14 protein-coding genes are annotated in these 17,688 nt (G+C 72.5%); 2 read left to right on the top strand and 12 right to left on the bottom strand.

Going from position 1 to position 17,688, the window contains the following annotated elements:
• Position 1 precedes the first annotated feature (1 nt).
• A complete protein-coding gene (locus EP26_RS07600) occupies positions 2-925 on the top strand; it encodes an AEC family transporter (protein WP_043337525.1) in 924 nt (307 codons plus the stop codon).
• Here the strand turns inward: EP26_RS07600 and EP26_RS07595 are convergent, their stop codons facing one another.
• The 5 genes from EP26_RS07595 to EP26_RS07575 form a co-directional block, all read right to left on the bottom strand.
• The gene (locus tag EP26_RS07595) at positions 926-1,954 is read right to left on the bottom strand and encodes an amino acid ABC transporter substrate-binding protein (RefSeq protein WP_043337524.1); all 1,029 of its coding nucleotides are present in this window, start codon (positions 1,952-1,954) and stop codon (positions 926-928) included.
• A gap of 14 nt (positions 1,955-1,968) precedes the next feature.
• Positions 1,969-3,285, bottom strand: coding sequence for an NAD(P)/FAD-dependent oxidoreductase (locus EP26_RS07590; protein WP_043337522.1), 1,317 nt, complete (start codon positions 3,283-3,285; stop codon positions 1,969-1,971).
• 78 nt (positions 3,286-3,363) lie between these two features.
• The gene (gene rsmA / locus EP26_RS07585; protein WP_043337521.1) at positions 3,364-4,188 is read right to left on the bottom strand and encodes a 16S rRNA (adenine(1518)-N(6)/adenine(1519)-N(6))-dimethyltransferase RsmA; all 825 of its coding nucleotides are present in this window, start codon (positions 4,186-4,188) and stop codon (positions 3,364-3,366) included.
• Positions 4,185-5,489, bottom strand: coding sequence for a peptidylprolyl isomerase (locus EP26_RS07580; protein ID WP_043337520.1), 1,305 nt, complete (start codon positions 5,487-5,489; stop codon positions 4,185-4,187). Before EP26_RS07580 ends, rsmA begins: the two co-directional genes overlap by 4 nt.
• Positions 5,490-5,543: 54 nt before the next feature.
• Positions 5,544-6,113: a biliverdin-producing heme oxygenase gene (locus EP26_RS07575; RefSeq protein ID WP_052388921.1), complete on the bottom strand. Its 570-nt coding sequence runs from the start codon at positions 6,111-6,113 to the stop codon at positions 5,544-5,546.
• A 125-nt stretch (positions 6,114-6,238) separates the two neighbouring features.
• Here EP26_RS07575 and hemN point away from each other — a divergent pair, with 125 nt between their 5' ends.
• The gene (gene hemN, locus EP26_RS07570; protein WP_043337590.1) at positions 6,239-7,591 is read left to right on the top strand and encodes an oxygen-independent coproporphyrinogen III oxidase; all 1,353 of its coding nucleotides are present in this window, start codon (positions 6,239-6,241) and stop codon (positions 7,589-7,591) included.
• On the opposite strand, the gene EP26_RS07565 is transcribed toward hemN, so the two are convergent.
• The 7 genes from EP26_RS07565 to gyrB all read right to left on the bottom strand — a co-directional run bounded on the left by EP26_RS07565 (position 7,573) and on the right by gyrB (position 17,672).
• On the bottom strand, positions 7,573-7,962 hold the full coding sequence (locus EP26_RS07565; protein WP_052388920.1) for a winged helix-turn-helix domain-containing protein: 390 nt from the start codon (positions 7,960-7,962) through the stop codon (positions 7,573-7,575). The two genes, hemN and EP26_RS07565, sit on opposite strands and share 19 nt — an antisense overlap.
• Positions 7,963-8,012: 50 nt before the next feature.
• Positions 8,013-8,774 carry a molybdate ABC transporter substrate-binding protein gene (gene modA / locus EP26_RS07560; protein WP_043337586.1) on the bottom strand — a complete coding sequence of 254 codons (762 nt, stop codon included), beginning with the start codon at positions 8,772-8,774 and terminating at the stop codon, positions 8,013-8,015.
• An 85-nt stretch (positions 8,775-8,859) separates the two neighbouring features.
• Complete coding sequence (locus EP26_RS07555) at positions 8,860-12,123, bottom strand: efflux RND transporter permease subunit (RefSeq protein WP_043337519.1); 3,264 nt, start codon at positions 12,121-12,123, stop codon at positions 8,860-8,862.
• 2 nt (positions 12,124-12,125) lie between these two features.
• Positions 12,126-13,346, bottom strand: a complete 1,221-nt coding sequence (locus EP26_RS07550) for an efflux RND transporter periplasmic adaptor subunit (protein ID WP_043337518.1) — start codon at positions 13,344-13,346, stop codon at positions 12,126-12,128.
• A gap of 2 nt (positions 13,347-13,348) precedes the next feature.
• Positions 13,349-14,701 (bottom strand): TolC family protein, encoded by a 1,353-nt coding sequence (locus EP26_RS07545; RefSeq protein WP_052388919.1) that lies wholly within the window; start codon positions 14,699-14,701, stop codon positions 13,349-13,351.
• Positions 14,702-14,785: 84 nt separating this feature from the next.
• A complete protein-coding gene (locus EP26_RS07540) occupies positions 14,786-15,109 on the bottom strand; it encodes a hypothetical protein (RefSeq protein ID WP_211259395.1) in 324 nt (107 codons plus the stop codon).
• A gap of 115 nt (positions 15,110-15,224) precedes the next feature.
• Complete coding sequence (gene gyrB / locus EP26_RS07535) at positions 15,225-17,672, bottom strand: DNA topoisomerase (ATP-hydrolyzing) subunit B (protein WP_043337516.1); 2,448 nt, start codon at positions 17,670-17,672, stop codon at positions 15,225-15,227.
• Positions 17,673-17,688: the final 16 nt, after the last annotated feature.

Raw genomic sequence — 17,688 nt, 5'->3', positions numbered from 1 at the left:
GGTGGGGGCGGTCCTCGAGGTCGTCGGGCCGGTCTTCGTCATCATCGGCCTCGGCTGGGCGATGGCCCGCCGAAACTTCATCGACGCGCCGGGCTTCGCGGCGCTGAACCGCTTCGTCTTCACCTTCTGCGCGCCCTCGCTGCTCTTTCTTGGCGGAACGACCGGGGCGGGTGGCGGCGGGCGGGCGGCGCTTGCCTTCTTCCTCGGGACGGCGGTGCTCTATGCGGGCGTGCTGGTGCTGGCGCGGCGGCGGATGCCGCTCGGCCAGGCGGGAATGCTGGCGCTCGACGCCACCTTCGGCAACACGGTGATGATGGGCATCCCGCTCATTCTCGCAGCCTTCGGGCAGGCGGCGCTGGCGATGCTGCTGGCGATCCTGGCGCTGCATTCCATGCTGCTGCTGGGGACGGCGACCGTCGTCGCCGAGATCGGGCTGCATGCGCGGGCGCCCTGGCGGCGGGTGCTGCGGGCGACGCTGCTCGGCGTGGCGCGGAACCCGATCGTCATGGCGGTGCTGGCGGCGCTGGTATGGCGGCTGGTCGGCCTGCCGCCGCCACCCGGCGTGGTGCGGCAGACGCTCTCGCTGCTCGGCGGCGCGGCGCCGCCGGTCGCGCTGTTCTGCCTGGGCGGTAGCCTGGCGCGCTTCGATGTCGCCAGCGCCTGGCGGGAGACAGTGGTGGCGACGGCCCTCAAGCTGCTGGCGATGCCGGCGCTGGTCGCGCTGGTGGGCGCGGCGATGGGGCTCGACCGGTTGGAGATGGCGGTCGCGGTGACGGCGGCGGCGCTGCCGACGGGCGCGAACGCCTTCCTGCTCGCCGAGCGCTACCGCATCGGCGCGGCACGCTCGGGTGCGACGGTGCTGGCCAGCACGCTGCTCTCCGTCGTCACGCTGGCGGGGCTGCTGGCTTGGTTCGGGATCGGCTGATCAGCGCATGGGCGGGGCGAATTGCAGGCCGCCCTTGGTCCAGAGCGCGTTCGGCCCGCGCTCGACGCCCATCGGGGTGATCGAGCGGTCCCACATCTCGCCGTAATTGCCGACCTGGCGGATCGCCTCATAGGCCCAGCGGTTGTCGAGGCCGAGCGCCTCGCCGAGATTGCCCTCGCGCCCGAGCAGGCGGCGGATGTCGGGGTTGGTGCTCGATTCCAGCTTGGCGAGGTCGGTGCTGCGGACCTCGAGCACCTCGGCGGTCAGCAGGGCGAAATGCACCCAGCGCACGACGTCGAACCAGCGGTCATCGCCCTTGCGGACCATGGAGCCGGATGGGCCGGTGCTGATCATCTGCGACAGGATTCGGTAGCCCTTCGCCCGCTCCGGCCCGAGCTGCCAGCGGAAGCCGGCAAGCTGCGAGGCATCGGTGGGGAAGGCATCGCAGCGGCCGGCAAGAAAGGCCTCCTGCACCTCGGTCACGCCGCCGATCATCACCGGGGTGAAGCGCATGGAGCGGGTGCGGAAGAAGTCGGCCAGGTCGAGCTCCGTGCTGGTGCCGGGGCGGACGCAGACGGTCGCGCCGTCGAGCTGCCCGGGCTCCGTCACGCCACTGTCGGCGCGGACGATGAAGGTGGTGCCGTCCCAGAAATTCGTCGCGGCGAAGAGCAGGCCGAGATTGCCCTCCCGCGTCAGCGACCAGCCGGTATTGCGGATCAGCACGTCGATCTCGCCCGATTGCAGGGCGGTGAAGCGGGTCTGCGCCGAGAGGTTGACGTAGCGGACGCGCTTGGCATCGCCGAGCACGGCGGCGGCGATGGCACGGCAGTAATCGGCATCGAGCCCCTGGACCTCGCCGCGGCTGTCGGCGAGCGAGAAGCCGGCGATCTCTCCCGAGACGCCGCAGAGGAGCTGGCCGCGGGCGCGGACCGCATCGAGCGTCGCCGAGCCACTGGGGCGTGGCTGGGCAGCGGCGGGCCCGGCGGCGAGACCGAGGGCGAGCAGGGCGAGGAGGCAGAGGCGGCGCATGGGGTCTCTCCGGGTCAGGCGGCGCGACGGGTGGCGCGGGCGAAGCGTTCCAGCCGGAAGGGCGCCGGATCGACGACGGGCGGGGCGCCGATGGCAAGCTCCGCGGCCAGCCGCCCGGCACCGGGGCCGAGGCCGAAGCCATGGCCGGAGAAGCCGCTCGCCAGGACCAGGCCGGGCAGCGCCGCGACCGGGCCAATGACCGGCACGGCATCGGGCGTCGCATCGATCAACCCGCCCCAGCTATCGGCGACGCGCATCGCCTTGAAGGCCGGGAAGTCGCGCGCGAGGTTGGCCTGCGCCTCGGCGAGGATGCCGGGGACCGGCGCCGGGTCGAGCACGCGGATGCGCTCGAAGGGCGTCACCTCGTCCATCGACCAGCGGCGCGGCATGCGCCATTCCTCGAGGAAACGGCCGCCCACGCGAAGCCGCAGCTCATGCCATTGCTTACGAAGCGAGGGCAGGAAGTCGCCCATCAGGCGGAAACTGTCGGGCACGATCTCGGCAACGCTGGCGCCGCGCTGCGCCACCGTGTAGCCGCCGTCGCGCCGCTTGCGGAAGGCCCAGTCGGAGGCGCCAACCGCCATCTCCGGCAGGCCCTCCAGCTTCTCGGTGCGGAGGACCGAGCCAAGGATCTTCAGTTGCGGGAAGTCGACGCCATGGTTGCCGAGAAAAAGGCGCGACCAGGCGCCGGCGGCGAGGATCACGCTGTCGCAGGCGATCTGCCCGCGCTCCGTAATGACGCCGGCGATGCGGCCGCCCGTCAGGTCAAGGCCTCGCACGGCGCATCCGGTGAGGATCGCGGCGCCGGCGCGGCGCGCGGCCGCGGCCATGGCTGGCACCGCCAAGGAGGGTTCGGCCCGTCCGTCGCTCGGCGTGTGGAGGCCGCCGGCCCAGCGGCGGGTGGTCTGGGGGAACATCTCCGCCACCTGGTCGGGGGTGAGCAGGCGGGCATCGATCTGCCATTGCCGCGCATGCTCGAGCCAAGCCTCGTGGGCCGCGGTATGCCGCGGGGTTTCGTGCAGGTAGACGACGCCGGCGCGACGATAGCCGGTCGGCGACTCGATGCGGGCTTCCATCCCCTCCCACTGGCGGAGGGCTTCGAGGGAGAGGGGCAGCTCGGCCGGGTCGCGGCCCATCTTGCGGCACCAACCCCAATTGCGACTGGACTGCTCGCCGGCGATGCGGCCCTTCTCCACCAGGGCGACGGAGATGCCACGCTCGGCGAGCGTCAGTGCGGCCATGACGCCGATGACGCCGCCGCCGATCACCACGACCGCGGCGCGGGCCGGGAGTGCCTCGTCGCCCTGAAATGGATCAACCGCTGCGGCCATGTATCACCTCGAGGACAATGCGATAGGGTGGCGAATCGGTGAGGCGAGGCCAAGGGCCTTATTGCGCCGCAACACCCCTCAAGCGCGGGCGAGCAGCATCCGGGCGAGGCGGTCGAATTCGGCGATGCTCAGCGTCTCCGCCCGGCGGTCACCGGCGATCCCCGCCGTGCCGAGCAGGCCTTCCGCATCGCCAAGTGATTTGAGCGCGCCGCGCAGCATCTTGCGGCGCTGGCCGAAGGCGGCGGCGGTCAGGCGTTCCATGCTGCGGAACAGCGCCTCGCCCGGATCCTCCGCATGCGGGGTGAGGCCGACCACGGCGGACCAGACCTTGGGTGGGGGGCTGAAGGCGCCGGGCGGCAGGCGCAGCAGCATCTCGCAGCGGCAGCGCCACTGGGCGAGGACGCCGAGGCGGCCATAGGCCTCCGTCCCCGGCGCAGCGCAGATGCGCTCGGCGACCTCCTGCTGAAACATCAGCGCCATGCCGGTCAGCGCCGCGGCGCCGCGCAGCCAACCGACCAGCAGCGGCGTCGCCACATTGTAGGGCAGGTTGGCGAGGATGGCGCGCGGGGCGGGGATGAGTGCTGAGACATCGATGCTCAGCGCGTCCGCCTCGATGACGCGGAGCCGGCCGGGATGGGCGGCCTCCAGCTCGGCGAGCGCGGCGATGGCGCGGCGGTCGAGCTCCACCGCCGTCACCGTCTCGGCCGGGCCAGCGAGCAGGGCCCGCGTTAGGCCGCCAGGGCCGGGGCCGACCTCCAGCACATGCCGCCCAGTCAGGTCGCCGGCGAGGCGAGCGATGCGGCCGCAAAGCGCCTCGTCCAGCAGGAAATGCTGGCCAAGCGACTTCCGCGCATCAAGCCCATGGCGGGCGATCGTCTCCCGCAGCGAGGGAAGCGTGGTCAGTTCCGCATCTCGATCACGGCGCGGCGGCGCAGGTCGCGCTGGAGCTGGCGGGACAGCAGCTCGATCCGGTCCCGCAGCATCTGCTGCTTGGCCTGGTCGGGCGTCAGCTCGGCGAGGTTCCGCTGCTCGCGGGAGCAGACCATCATCACCAGCACGCCGTCCGGCATCAAGATGGGCTGCGAGGGCTTGCCTGGAGCGAGGCCCGCCAGCATGGCCCGCAGCGGCGGCGGGTTCACCGTCTCCAGCCGGATCTGGCCGGGATCGGCGGCGCGGTCGCCGCCGCCGGCGGTCCGCGCCGCGGCCTCGACCGCATCGCAGCTGCGGGCATTGGCGGCGAGGCGCTGGGCCTTCTCCACTTGGTCGCGCTGCTGCTGCGTCGGGTTGTTGGGGTCGAGCGTGCCTGCGAAGGGGAAATAGGCCTGGCGGACGCTGATGAGCGTGGCGAGGTCGCGGCCGCTCTCGCGCTTCTGGCGGAGCGCGATGATCTGGTAGCCGCCGGGCACCTTAATAGCGTTGCTGATCGCGCCGGGCGGCATCCGCTCCGCGATGGCGGCGACGGCCGGGTCCAGGTCCTCCTTCCGGGTCCAGCCGAGGTCGCCGCCCTGCAAGGCGGTCTGCGACTGGCTGAACTGCGTCGCCGCCACCGGGAAGGGAATGCCGGCGCGGAGCTGGCGGATCACCTCCTCGGTGAAGCGATTGACCTCGGCCTCGTTCCGCGGGTCGTCGAGCGGGACGAAAATCTCGGAGAGCAGGTATTCCGGCTGCCCGGTGCGGGCGGCGGCGGCGCGGATGGTTTCCTGCACCTCGGCATCGGAGGGAACGGCAGTGGGGCCGAGCTGCTGGCGCAGCAGCCGGGCCCAGCCGATCTGGGTGCGGATCTGGTCATAGAGTACGCGCGGCTGGACGCCGACCTGGCGGAGCTGCTGGCTGAGCGCGCCCTCCGGCAGGTTGTTGCGCTGCTCCAGCTCCTTCACCGCCTCGGCGACATCGCCATCGGCGACGGGGATGCGGCGGCGCTGCACCTCCTGCAGGCGAAGGCGCTCGTCGATCAGCAGGCGGGTGACCTGCGGGGTGAGGCGGTCCAGCACCTCGGGTGCCACGGCGATGCCGGCATTGAGGGCGAAGAGCCGGGCGCGGCCGACGATGTCGGCGCGGCTCACCACCTCGCCATTGATCACGGCGACGATGCGGTTGGTCTGCGCCGCAGCCTGGGATTGCGGCGGCAGCTGCGCGCCCGCCGGCAGGGGCAGGGCGGCGGCCAGCAGCAGGGCGAAGGCGGCGGAACGGAAGGGGCGCGGCATGGGGGCGTTCCTTAGCCGGGCTGCGGCGGCAATGCCAGGGTCATGCATGGGCCGTCAGGCGAACCAGGCTTCGAAGGCGGCGAAGGTCGCGGCGGCGCCGGCCTGCATCCCGGCGAGGCCGCCGGGCTCGGCGCCGCAGGCCTCGATGGCGGCGCAGCAGGCGGCCCACATCGCCCCGTGCCGGGCGCCATGGCCGAGGAGGAAGCCCCTCCCCTCACCCGGCGGCAGCAGATGGTCGAGGCCGCGGGCGAGCTGGTGGCCCCCGAGGATGGAGCCTTCGGTCACGTAGAGGGCGCCGAGCGCCTCAGCGGCGGTGGCGAAGCCGGGTACGGGGGCGAGCGGCGCCTCGGCCAAGGCACCGAGATGGGCGAGGTCGGCCCACAGCAGCGGCGCCCGGCGGCGCTCGGCCAGGTCGATGCCGTAGCGGCCGAGCGGCGGAGCGGCTGCGAGGGCGGCCTCGATCGCCGCATGGAAGCCGAGCAGGCGGCGCAACAGCGCGACATAGGCCGGACGATCCAGCCGGCCCTCGGCCAGGGCCTCGAAGGCGGGGATGTGGTGCAGCCGCTCATGCGCCGCGGCTGTGGCCTCGCGGAGGGCAAAGCGGAAGGACGTGTGGGAGGGCACTGAGACGCGGGCTACCTTGGCTGGGGCGATACCGTACCAGCCCGGTCCGGTTAAGACCAGAGGCGGGTCCTGCCGGTTTGCGCCGGCGCAAGGACACCCGCACCGAGCGGGCGCAGCCTGCCGGCATGACCGATACCGCCCTGCCCTCCCGCCTGCTGCTCGCCGAGGCGCGGGTGCCCCGCTACACCAGCTACCCGACGGCCGCACAATTCGGGCCGCTGGAGGAAGCAACCTATCGCCGCTGGCTGACCGAACAGGTCAGCCCGGGCGATTCGCTCTCGCTCTACGTGCATGTGCCCTTCTGCCGCGATCTCTGTTGGTACTGCGCCTGCCACACGAGGCCGACGCGCTCGGCGGCTCGGATCGAGGCCTATCTTGGTGCGCTGCTGGCTGAGGCGGGGCAACTCGCCGAGGCGCTGCCGGCGCATGGCGGCATCGCCCATCTGCATCTCGGCGGCGGCACGCCTTCGATCCTCGGGCCGGAGGGGCTGCGGGCGCTGGTCGGCCTGCTGCGGGAGCGCTTCGGCCTGCGGCCGGGGGCGGAGCTGGCGATCGAGCTGGCCCCCCGGCTGTTCGACGCGCCGCTCGCCGGGACGCTGGGGGAGCTCGGCTTCACCCGGGCGAGCCTCGGCGTGCAGGACATCGACCTGGAGATCCAGCGGCGCATCGGGCGGCCACAGCCGGTGGAGCAGGTCGCCGAGGCGGCGCGGATGCTGCGCGCGGCGGGCATCGCCGGGGTCAACATCGACCTGATGTACGGGCTGCCGGGCCAGACCGAGGATCATGTGGCGGCCAGCGCGCGCTTCGCCGCCGGGCTCGGCGCCGACCGGCTGGCGGTCTTCGGCTATGCGCATCTGCCCAGCGCCCGGCCGCATCAGCGAGCGATCGACGCCGCCCTGCTGCCTGGCGCCGCGGCACGGATGGCCCAGGCCGAGCGGGCGGAACGGGAGCTGGTGGCGGCCGGCTATGTCGCACTCGGCCTCGATCATTTCGCCCGTCCGGAGGACCCGCTGGCCATCGCCGCGGCGGAGGGGCGGCTGCGCCGCAACTTCCAGGGCTACACGACGGATGCGGCGCCGGTGCTGCTCGGGCTCGGCGCCTCGGCCATTGGCTCGTTGCCGGGCGGCTTCGCGCAGAACCTGGTCGACGAGCGGCGCTATGCCGAGGCGGTGGCGGCCGGGCACCTGCCCGTCGCCCACGGCCTCGCAGTGACGGTGGAGGACCGGCTGCGCGGCAACCTGATCGAGCGGCTGATGTGCGACTTCGCCCTCGACCTCGACCTCGACCGGCCGGAGGCGGCCGCGGTGATCCGCGATGCCCTGCCGCGGCTGGTGGAGTTGGAAGGTGAAGGGCTGGTACGGCGCGGGCCGGGACGGCTGGAGGTGACGCCGCTCGGGCGCCGCTTCGTGCGGCAGGTGGCAGCCTGCTTCGACGTCCATGCCGGGGCGGCGGCGGCACGCTACTCCGTCGCCGTATGAGGCTCCTTCGTTCGGAGCAGGAGCGCGGCAAGGCGAGGCTCCGCGGCGCGCTGGGCAGCCCGCTCGATGGCGCGGTAGTCGGCGACAAGGCTGCGGCCAGCCTCGGTCAGCCTCGCGCCGCCGCCGCGATGGCCACCGGAACTCGCCTCCACCGCCGCTTGGCCGAGCAGCCGGTTCAGCGCATCGACCAGGTCCCAGGCGCGCTTGTAGCTCATCCCCAGAGCGCGGCCGGCGGCGGAGATGGAGCCCTCGCGGTCGATCGCCTCGAGCAGGTCGATCTTACCGGGGCCGACGCGACCCTGCGGCAGGTCGATCCGCAGGCTGAGCAGGCCGGTATCCCTGGCAGTGTTGGAGGAGCCCTCGGCGGTCATGCCGCCGAGTGTAGCGCCTTCCGCCTGGGCGCCCGGCGAAAAAACCTCCGTCAGCGCGCGAGCGAGAAGCCGAAGCGCTGCCAGGCCGGCGCCGCTTCCGGCCCGGCCAGGAAGCCGAGCAGGGCGCGGGCCTCCGCATGGCCCTCGGCCCGGCGGGTCAAGGCGAAGGGATAGGTAATCGGCGGGTGGCTCGCCGCCGGGAAGGTGCCGACGACGCGGACGCCGCTGCCAGCCGCGGCATCGGTCGCGTAGACGATGCCGTAGGGCGCCTCGCCGCGCTCGACCAGCAGCAGGGCGGAGCGGACATTGTCGGCGCGGGCGAGGCGCGGCGCGATCGCCCCCCATTGCCCCATCCAGGTCAGCGCGGCCTCGGCATAGCGGCCGACTGGCACATGCGCCGGGTCGCCGGTGGCGATGCGGCCGTTGGGGCCGAGCAGGGCAGCGAGGTCGGTCTCCCGCGTCAGCGTCACCGGGCGGGCGGCACCGGCCGGGGCGATGAGGACCAGGGCGTTGCCGATTGGGCTGCTGCGTGTCCTCTCCGCCAGCAGGCCGCGCTGTTGCAGGTAATCGGCCCAGCGCTCATCGGCGCTCATGAAGAGGTCGGCCGGCGCCCCCTGCTCGATCTGCCGGGCCAGGGCCGAGGAAGCGGCGAAGGAGAGACGCGGCGCCGGATAGCTGCGCGCCTGCCATTCCGAGGCGAGGGCGCGGAGCGCATCGGTCAGGCTGGCGGCGGCGAAGACGGTCACCGGCGCCTGCGCGCGGGCCGTGCCGGCGAGAGCGAGGCTGCCGAGCAGGGCGAGGCGGCGGCGCATGCGGGTCTCCCGATCCGTCATATCCAGCGGAACATAGCGAATGGGGTAACGGCGGTCCATCGCGCCGCCGCCACGGTCGGTGCGCTTAACCGATGCGAGCCAAGTCCGGCACCCGCCGTCGCGGGCTTGGCTCCCCCGTCGGGCCTTCGGCTCCGGCCTCTGCCACAGGCGGATCGGCGCTGCCAAAGCGCGCATAGAGCGCGGGCAGCACCATCAGCGTCAGCAGGGTGGCGGTGACGAGGCCGCCGATGACCACGGTGGCGATCGGCTTCTGCACCTCCGCGCCGGCCCCGGTGGCGAGCGCCATCGGCACGAAGCCGAGCGAGGCGACGAGCGCGGTCATCGCCACCGGCCGCAGCCGGTCCATCGCCCCCTGGCGGATCGCCGCCTCCCGCCCGAGGCCCTCGGCGCGCAGCTGCCGGATGTGGTTCAGCATGACTAGGCCGTTCAGCACCGCGACGCCGGAGAGGGCGATGAAGCCGACCGCCGCCGAGACCGAGAGCGGCATGTCCCGAAGCCAGAGCAGGGCGATGCCGCCGGTCAGCGCCAGGGGCACGGCGCTGAACACCAGCAGCGCGTCGCGCGGCGAGCCGAGAGCGGCGTAGAGCAGCAGGAAGACCAGGAAGAATACCGCCGGCACCACCACCAGCAGCCGCTGTCGCGCCGCCTCCAAATTCTCGAACTGCCCGCCCCAAGTGAGCCAGGAGCCGGCGGGCAGGCGCAGCTCCGCCTCCACCCGCGCCCGTGCCTCGGCGACGACGAAGGCGATGTCGCGGCCGCGGATGTTGGCGGTGACGACGATGCGGCGCCGGCCGTTCTCGCGGCTGACCTGGTTCGGCCCCTCGGTCAGGCGGAAGGCGGCGAGGCTGCGGAGCGGGATGCTCGCGCGCGCCTCGCCGGGCAGCGCCACCGGCAGGTTGCGCAGCGCCTCGAAGTCGCTCCGCACCGCCTCCTCCACCCGCACCATGATGGCGAAGCGGCGATCCCCCTCGAAGATCCAGCCCGCCTCGCGCCCGCCGATCGCCGTGCCGATCACCTCCTGCACCGCGTCGAGGCCGAGGCCGCGCCGGGCGATCTCGGCCTTGTCCACGGTGATCTCGAGGAAAGGCAGGCCCGTCGCCTGCTCCACCCGCACATCTTCGGCGCCAGCGACGCCACGGAGGATGCCGGCGACCCGCTCGGCCGCCGCCAGCATCGGCGGCGCCTCCTCGCCGAAGACCTTGACGGCGAGGTCGCCGCGGGTGCCAGCCAACAGCTCGTTGAAGCGCATCTGGATGGGCTGGGAGAACTCGTAATTGTTGCCCGGCAGGCGCCGTACCGCCGCCCCGATGCGGCGCACCAGCTCCGCCTTCGGCAGCGACGGATCGGGCCATTGGTCGCGCGGCTTCAGGATGATGAAGGTGTCGGAGATGTTGGGCGGCATCGGGTCAGTCGCCACCTCCGCCGTGCCGGTCTTCGAGAAGACCACCGCGACCTCGGGGAAGCGCGACACCGCGGCCTCGACCCCGAGCTGCATCGCCTGCGACTGGGTGAGCGAGGTGGAGGGGATGCGCATCGCCTGCATGGCGATGTTCCCCTCGTCGAGCTGCGGGATGAATTCCGAGCCGAGCCGCGTGCCGAGCAGCAGCGCGCCGAGGAAGAGCATCGCCGCGCCGCCGGCGACCGGCAGCGGCCGCCGCAGGGCGAGGTCCAGCGCCGGGGCATAGATGCGCCCGAGCGCGCGCAGGAGCGGGTTGTCCTTCTCCTCCACCCGTCCCGTGACCGCCAGGGCGACCATGGCGGGGACGAAGGTCAGCGACAGGACGAAGGCCATGGCGAGCGCGATGATCACGGTCAGCGCCATGGGCGCGAACATCTTGCCCTCCACCCCCTCGAAGCTGAGCAGCGGCAGGTAGACGAGGATGATGATGGCCTGGCCGAAGACCGAGGGCCGGATCATCTCGCGCGCCGCGGCGGCCACCGCCTCCAGCCGCTCGGGCAGCAGCAGCAGTCGCCCCAGCGCGTGCTGCCGCGCGGCGAGGTGACGCAGGCTGTTCTCGGTGATGATGACGGCGCCGTCGACGATCAGGCCGAAGTCGAGCGCGCCGAGGCTCATCAGGTTGGCGCTGAGGCCGCCTTCCAGCATCCCCGTCGCGGTCAGCAGCATCGTCGCCGGGATGACCAGCGCCGTCACCACCGCCGCGCGCAGGTTGCCGAGCATCAGGAAGAGCACGACGACGACGAGCAGCGCTCCCTCGGCGAGGTTGCGCGCCACGGTGCGGATGGTGGCATCGACCAGCTCGGTCCGGTCGAGCACGGTGCGCAGCCGGATGCCGGGCGGCAGCGTGCGGGCGATCCCGCCGAGCTTCGCCTCCACCGCCGCGGCGACGGTGCGGCTGTTCTCTCCGATCAGCATCAGCGCCGTGCCGACCACCGCCTCGGCCCCGTTCGCGCTGGCGCTGCCGGTGCGCAGCTCGCGCCCGACCTCGACGCGGGCGATGTCGCGGATGCGCACGGGCACGCCCTCCCGCGTCGTCACGACGACGTTGCGGATGTCTTCTAATGTTTCGAGCCGGCCGCCGGAGCGGACGACATAGCCCTCGCCGCCGCGCTCGATATAGCCGGCGCCGCGGCTCTGGTTGTTGCGTTCCAGCGCCTCCGCCACCGCGGCGAAGGAGAGACCGAGGCCGATCAGCCGCGCCGGATCGGGCTCGACATGGTACTGCTTCACCAGGCCGCCGATGGCATCGACGCCGGCGACGCCCGCCACGTTGCGCAGCTGCGGGCGGATGACCCAGTCCTGCAGCGTGCGCAGATAGGCGTCCCGCTCGATCGCCGTTGCCAGGCGCTGGCCCTCGGGCGTGAGGTAGCTGCCATCGGCCTGCCAGCCGGGGCGGCCGTCGCGCGCCGTGTCGCCGGGCGCGCGCGGCGCCCAGTCGAGCGTCCACATCGTGACTTCGCCGAGGCCGGTCGAGATCGGCCCCAGTCGCGGCTCGGCGCCCACCGGCAGCAGCTCGCGCGCCTCGGCCAGCCGCTCCAGCACCTGCTGGCGGGCGTAGTAGATGTCCACCTCGTCGAGGAAGACCGCCACGATCTGGCTGAAGCCGTTGCGCGACAGCGAGCGGGTGGAGGCGAGGCCACGGATGCCGGCCAGCGCGGTCTCGAGCGGCACCGTCACCTGCTTCTCGACCTCGTAGGGCGACAGCGCAGGCGCCAGGGTGTTGACCTGCACCTGGTTGTTGGTGATGTCGGGCACCGCGTCGATCGGCAGCGACTGCAGCGAGCGCAGGCCGAACCCGGCGGCGGAGGCGACCAGCAGCACCACCAGCCAGCGCTGGCGGACCGAGGCTTCGAGGATGCGTGCGATCATGGCTAGTGCTCGTGCCCGGCTTCGGCCTTGCCGAGCTCGGCCTTGAGGATGAAGCTGCCCGCGGCGGCGTAGCGCTCGCCAGGATCGAGGCCGGAGACGACCTCGACACCCTCCTGATCGCCGCGGCCGAGCACCACCTCGCGCCGCGCGAAGCCTTCGGGCGTGCGCAGGAAGACGACACTCTCGCCGCCGATCTCCTGCACCGCGCCACGCGGCACCAGCACCGGCACGGAAGTGCGGGCGGCGGCGACCTCAGCGGTGACGAAGCCGCCCGGGCGGAAGACGCCCTCCGGGTTCGGCAGCTCGACCACGGCACGGGCGGAGCGCGTCTCCGGGTCGAGCACCGGGCTGAGGAAGACGATACGGCCCTCGCCGCGCGCCTCGCCCCGGATGCGCACCGGCATCCCGTCCGCGACGAAGGCGAGGTCGGCCGGCGGCACCGCCAGCTCCACCCAGACGGTGGAGAGGTCAGCGAGCGTATAGACCTCCGCCTCGGCCGAGACCGCGTCGCCAAGCATCCGGGGGCGGGAGGTGATCCGCCCGGCAATCGGCGCCCGCACCTCCTGGCGCCGCAGCGCCTCGATCGGCTGGCGCGGCAAGGCCTCGATCTCGGCCTCGCTGAGGCCGATGGCGGCGAGCTTCTGGCGAGCGAGATCGAGGCGGATCTGCGCCTCCTGCCAGTCGGTCCGTGCCTTCAGGAAGTCCTGCTCGGCAGAGATGCGGCGCTGCCATAGCCGCTGCTCGCGCTCATGGGTGAGGCGGGCGAGCTCGGTGGTGCGCAACGCGGCGAGGTAGTCGCCCTTGGCGATGGCGATCTCGGCGCTCTCGACCACCGACAGCACCTCGCCTGCCGCCACCGTGTCGCCGAGGCGGCGGTGCAGGGCGGTGACGATGCCGGTCACGCGGGCAGGGACATGGGCCAGGCGATCGGCATTCGCGGCGACCGTGCCGGGCAGGGAGACGCGGCGCGCGACGATGCCGGGGCCGGCCTCCGCCAGCGCGATCCCGGCGGCGGCGGCTTCTTCCTGGGTCATGCGGAGGGTTCCCTCGGGGGCCTCATCGTCATGCGACACCCGCGCTGCATGGTCATGGTCGTGGTCTCCTCTCGCATGCGGCGGGGCAAGGCCGAGGCCCGCGCGCAGGCCGGCAGGCAGGCCGGGCGCCAGCGTCGCGGCGCCGAGCGCCAGGGCGGCACCGGCAAGGAATCCGAGAGCGGATTTCATGGTCACGGCCTCCCTGCCGTGGCGAGGGCACGGCCGCGGAGCCGGGCGATGTCGGCGCGCAGCTGCTGCACCTCGAGCAGGGCGGCGTTGCGCTGCTCGCGCGCATCGGAGAGTGCACGCTGGGCGTCGAGCACCTCGAGCAGCGAGAATTTGCCCGCCGCATAGCCCTCCCGCGCCCCGGCTGCAGCCTCCTCCGCCGCAGGCAGGACGATGCGGCGAAGCGAGTCGGCGGCCCGCCAGGACTGGTCCAGGCGGCGCTCGGCATCGCCCAGGGCGGCATCGAGATAGAGTCTCCCGCGCTCCGCCTCGGCCTCGGCCCGGTTCAGCTCGGCCCCGGCGCGCAGGATGTTGCCCTGGTTCCGGTCGAAGACCGGCAGCGGCACGCTGAGACCGAGCACGAAGGCGGTGTCCCCGCCCGCCTCGCGGAAGCGGCGGACGCCGGCGCCGAGCGTGACATCCGGCACGGCGTTGCGCCGCTGCAGGTCGAGCTCGGCGCGGCGCTGCTCGATCAGCGCGTCGAGCCTGGCGCGGTCGAGCTGGTCCGGCGGCGCGGTGGGCGCCCTGGCAGGGTCGGGGCGCGGGCCGGGGTCGTCGAACCAGGCCGACCGGGCGGGCATGACCTCGATCGCAGGCGTCGCCAGGAGCACCGAGAGGGCGCGGAGCGCGACCGCCGCCTCCCGCTCCGAGCGTTCGAGGAAGACCGCGGCGGTCTCCCGCGCCACCTCGGCCCGGCGCTGCTGCGGAAAGGCCTCCCGCCCGGCCTCGACCCGGCCGCGTGTTGCGCGCAGCACCTCATCCGCCAGCCGCACCCGCTCGCGGGCGATCTCCACCGCACGGCCACTGGCCACCACCTCGGCCAAAGCGCGGACGACCTCACGCGCCAAGTCGAGGCGCAGGGCCTCGACATCGAGGCCGGTCAGCGCCACGGCCCGGTCCGCCGCCGCGATGCGGGCCTGCCGCTTGCCGCCGGTCTCGATGCGCTGGGACAGCGAGTAGGTGGCCTGCAAGGACGAAAGGCCGCCATAGGACCCGCTGCCGCCGATATTCTCGGCATTGAAGCCAGCATCCGGATTGGGCCGCAGCCCGGCGGTGACGCGGTCGCCCCGCGCGGCCTGCGGCCCTGCCTCGGCGCTGCGCAGGATGGGGGCACGCGCCAGGGCGAGGCCTACCGCCTGCTCGGGGGAAGTCACCAGCAGGCGAGCGAGCTGATCCGGCGCGGGTGCCGCGACGGGCCGTGCCTGGGCCGGGTGGCGGCGGGGCGGTGGCTCGGCGCCCACAGGAAACACGAGACTCGTGGCGAGCAGGACCGCCCCCAGCAGGGCGAACGGAACGCGGGACGGGATTCGGATCAGCATGACACCCGTGAGGCAGACGGAATTCGAGTCAGGTCGCCTGCCCTGGTCTTACAGGGCAGGGCGGCCGCGGCGGCTCTGCTTCCGTCAGGCTCTGGGTGGGCGCGCGGGTGGCTCCGCCTCGTGGGAGGCGCGGGCGCGGTCGGCAAGGGGCACCGGCCGGTCCAGGGTAATGGCCAGCCGCCGCCGCCCGACGGTCTGCGGCGGCGCCAGGCGGTCAGCCGGCTGGCAGGCGCAGTGAGGCCCCGCATGGAGGATGCCGTGCGGGCGGGACGGCGCGTCCGGCATGCCGTCCTGGTCCATCGGAGCCAAGACCAGCGTGGCGGGCCCGGCCGAGGGCGAAGCCTCGGCGAAAACCGGCACCAGCAAGGATGCAAGCAGGACAGCCAACGCCAGAAGCCGGGCGATCATCGCCCGGCCCCTCGTCAGCCCCGTCCTGCCTGCGCCGCGGTCCAAGCCGCACCTCCATGCCATATGTCGAAATCGTAAGGCGGAGGGAATACGCCTTCAAGTGGCCGCGCCGGAGCTACACGTCCAGGTTGGCCACCTTCAGCGCGTTGTCGACGATGAACTCGCGCCGCGGCTCGACGACATCGCCCATCAGCGTCGAGAAGGCCTTCTCCGCCTCCTCCACGCTGTCGACCTTCACCCGCAGCAGCGTGCGGACCGAAGGATCGAGCGTCGTCTTCCAGAGCTGCTCGGGGTTCATCTCGCCCAGACCCTTGAAGCGCTGGATCGTCAGTCCCTTGCGCCCCTGCAGCAGGATGCGGTCGAAGGCCATGACCGGCCCCTGCACCGCAGCGCTCGTGCTGTCGAGCTGCAGCACCGCCTCGCCGCCGAACTCGCGGGTGAGAGTCTCGCGCCGCTCGTCCAGCCACCGCGCCTCGGCGCTGCGGAGCGCGGCCGGGTTCAGCACATGCCGTTCGGTCACGCCGCGGACGATGCGGGAGAGGATGAGGCCATCCGCATCCGCCGTCGCCTTCCAGCCGCGCTCGTTCGGGTTGGCCATCCCATCGAGCCGTGCCGCCAACACCTGCGCGGCGGCCAGCGCCCGCTCCGGCTCCAGCGTCAGCGCCCCGGCGACGGCGGCCTGCTCGACAATCTCGGTCGGCACCTGCGAGGCGAGGCGGCGGACGCGGCTCGCCACCTGGCGCAGCACCTCCATCTCGGCCCGCAGTTCCGGCCCGGCAAGCTCCCGGCCGTCGGACAGACGCAGCGTGGCGCCGTTCAGCGCCTTCTCGAGCAGGTAGTCCTCGAGCGCGCGATCGTCCTTCAGGTAGCGCTCGTCATTGCCGCGCTTGGCCCGGTAGAGCGGCGGCTGGGCGATGTAGAGATGCCCGCGCTCCAGCAACTGCGGCATTTGCCGGAAGAAGAAGGTGAGCAGCAGGGTGCGGATGTGGCTGCCGTCCACGTCGGCGTCCGTCATGATGACGATGCGGTGGTAGCGCAGCTTGTCCGGATCGAACCCGCCCTTCGCCGGCTCGCCCGGGCCGATGCCGGTACCGAGCGCGGTGATGAGCGTGCCGATCTCGGCGGAGGACAGCATCTTGTCCATCCGCGCCCGCTCGACGTTGAGGATCTTGCCCTTGAGCGGCAGGATCGCCTGGTAGGCGCGGTTGCGCCCCTGCTTGGCCGAGCCGCCCGCGCTGTCGCCCTCGACGAGGAAGAGCTCGCACTTGCTCGGGTCGCGCTCCTGGCAATCCGCCAGCTTGCCCGGCAGGGTGCTGAATTCGAGCGCGTTCTTCCGCCCGACCTTGTCGCGCGCCAGCTGCGCCGCCTTGCGCGCCGCGGCCGAGAGCACGACCTGGTCGAGGACGAGCTTCGCCTCCTTCGGATGCGTCTCGAACCAGTGGGAGAGCGCGTCGGCGACCGCCACCTGCACCACCGGCTGGACCTCGGAGGAGACCAGCTTGTCCTTGGTCTGGGACGAAAATTTCGGGTCGGGCACCTTCACCGAGATGACGGCGGTCAGCCCCTCCCGCATGTCGTCGCCGATGAGCTCGACCTTCTCCTTCTTCGCCAGCTCCTCGGCATACTTCATCACCACCCGCGTCAGCGCCTGGCGGAAGCCCGCCTGGTGCGTGCCGCCGTCGCGCTGCGGGATATTGTTGGTGAAGCAGAGCGCCAGCTCGCGCGGCGAGTTGTTCCACCACATCGCCAGCTCGACGCGGATGCCCTCGCTCTCCTTGCTGATGGCGGCGATCGGCGGGCGGAACAGCGGCTCCTTGCCCTGGTCGAGCCATTCAACGAAGGCGGTGAGGCCGCCGCGGAACTGGAAGAAGATCTCCTGCGCCGGGACGTGCCGGTCGTCCTTCAGGGCGATGGCGAGGCCGGAGTTGAGGAAGGCCAGCTCCCGCAGCCGCCGCTCCAGCACGGCGAAGTCGTACTCGACCTTGGTGAAGGTCCCGCTCGACGGCTTGAAGGTCACCTCGGTGCCGGTGCGCTCCGGCGAGGCGCCGATGATACGCAGCGGCTCGGTCGTATCGCCATGCTCGAAGCGGATGAAATGCTCGATCCCGTTGCGCCAAATCTTCACCTCCATCCATTCGGACAGGGCGTTGACCACCGCGGCGCCGACGCCGTGCAGGCCGCCGGAGACCTTGTAGGAGTTCTGGTTGAACTTGCCGCCGGCATGGAGGCGGGTCAGCACCACCTCGGCGGCGGAGACCCCCTCCTCCTCATGCATGTCGACCGGGATGCCGCGCCCGTCGTCGCGCACGGTGACACTGCCGTCGCCGTTCAGCGTGACCTCGACGCGGGTGGCGTAGCCGGCCTGCGCCTCGTCGACGGCGTTGTCGATGATCTCGAAGGCCATGTGGTGCAGGCCCGAGCCGTCATCGGTGTCGCCGATATACATGCCCGGCCGCTTGCGGACGGCCTCGAGGCCCTTCAGGACGGTGATGGATGCGCTGTTGTAATCGGCGCCCGACGCTTCGGTCGGGGTGGATTCGGCGCGCGCGGCGTCTTCGGTCATGCCGGCGGCAAGCTCC

Origin of the sequence: Belnapia moabensis DSM 16746, assembly GCF_000745835.1 — a bacterium.
In the GTDB taxonomy this organism is placed as follows: Bacteria; Pseudomonadota; Alphaproteobacteria; order Acetobacterales; family Acetobacteraceae; genus Belnapia; species Belnapia moabensis.
This window is presented reverse-complemented; position numbering and strand designations above follow the sequence as displayed.

Coding starts and splice junctions, on each gene's coding strand:
- EP26_RS07595 (WP_043337524.1), bottom strand. CDS start 1,954: ATGCGCCGCCTCTGCCTCCTCGCCCTGCTCGCCCTCGGTCTCGCCGCC.
- EP26_RS07590 (WP_043337522.1), bottom strand. CDS start 3,285: ATGGCCGCAGCGGTTGATCCATTTCAGGGCGACGAGGCACTCCCGGCC.
- EP26_RS07580 (WP_043337520.1), bottom strand. CDS start 5,489: ATGCCGCGCCCCTTCCGTTCCGCCGCCTTCGCCCTGCTGCTGGCCGCC.
- hemN (WP_043337590.1), top strand. CDS start 6,239: ATGACCGATACCGCCCTGCCCTCCCGCCTGCTGCTCGCCGAGGCGCGG.
- EP26_RS07565 (WP_052388920.1), bottom strand. CDS start 7,962: ATGACCGCCGAGGGCTCCTCCAACACTGCCAGGGATACCGGCCTGCTC.
- modA (WP_043337586.1), bottom strand. CDS start 8,774: ATGCGCCGCCGCCTCGCCCTGCTCGGCAGCCTCGCTCTCGCCGGCACG.
- EP26_RS07555 (WP_043337519.1), bottom strand. CDS start 12,123: ATGATCGCACGCATCCTCGAAGCCTCGGTCCGCCAGCGCTGGCTGGTG.
- EP26_RS07550 (WP_043337518.1), bottom strand. CDS start 13,346: ATGAAATCCGCTCTCGGATTCCTTGCCGGTGCCGCCCTGGCGCTCGGC.
- EP26_RS07545 (WP_052388919.1), bottom strand. CDS start 14,701: ATGCTGATCCGAATCCCGTCCCGCGTTCCGTTCGCCCTGCTGGGGGCG.
- EP26_RS07540 (WP_211259395.1), bottom strand. CDS start 15,109: ATGATCGCCCGGCTTCTGGCGTTGGCTGTCCTGCTTGCATCCTTGCTG.
- gyrB (WP_043337516.1), bottom strand. CDS start 17,672: ATGACCGAAGACGCCGCGCGCGCCGAATCCACCCCGACCGAAGCGTCG.